The 407-nt window shown below is 42.8% G+C and carries 1 protein-coding gene; it reads right to left on the reverse strand.

What is annotated here, in order from left to right; all coding sequences use genetic code 11:
* Nucleotides 1-407, reverse strand: a 407-nt coding sequence (locus tag NI462_RS14980; RefSeq protein WP_253147486.1) for a TolC family protein, incomplete at both ends; no start/stop codon positions are given.

Here is a 407-nt window from a genome sequence, read left to right on the forward strand (position 1 = left end):
GTGGCCAGTGACATCACATATTTGTAGGCATTCAAGGCAGTTTCAGCTCGTAGTCCGCTCAGCATATTTTGTGCATCGATGACCTGTGTGGCGGTGCCCATATCTTCTTTAAAAGACAATTCTTGGATGCGTAAATTTTCCTGTGCGGCTTTCAAGTTTTGTGCCAGAAGTGCATCACTTTGCTGTGCACTGAGTGCTTCGCTATAAGATTTATAAATCAGATTTTCAATTTCTTGCTGGGTGCGTGCAGTGAGTAATTCTGTAGCAGAGCGTTTGAGTTCGGCAGCCTGAATATTCTTGTTTTTATCGATCCCGGAAAACAGGTTATAGCGTGCGGCAACTCCGACAATCCAGTTTTCATTTTGATCCAGACTATATTCGCCAAAAGCAAAAACATTCGGTTTTTT

Source organism: Acinetobacter lwoffii (assembly GCF_024129715.1).
Classification (GTDB): domain Bacteria; phylum Pseudomonadota; class Gammaproteobacteria; order Pseudomonadales; family Moraxellaceae; genus Acinetobacter; species Acinetobacter lwoffii_U.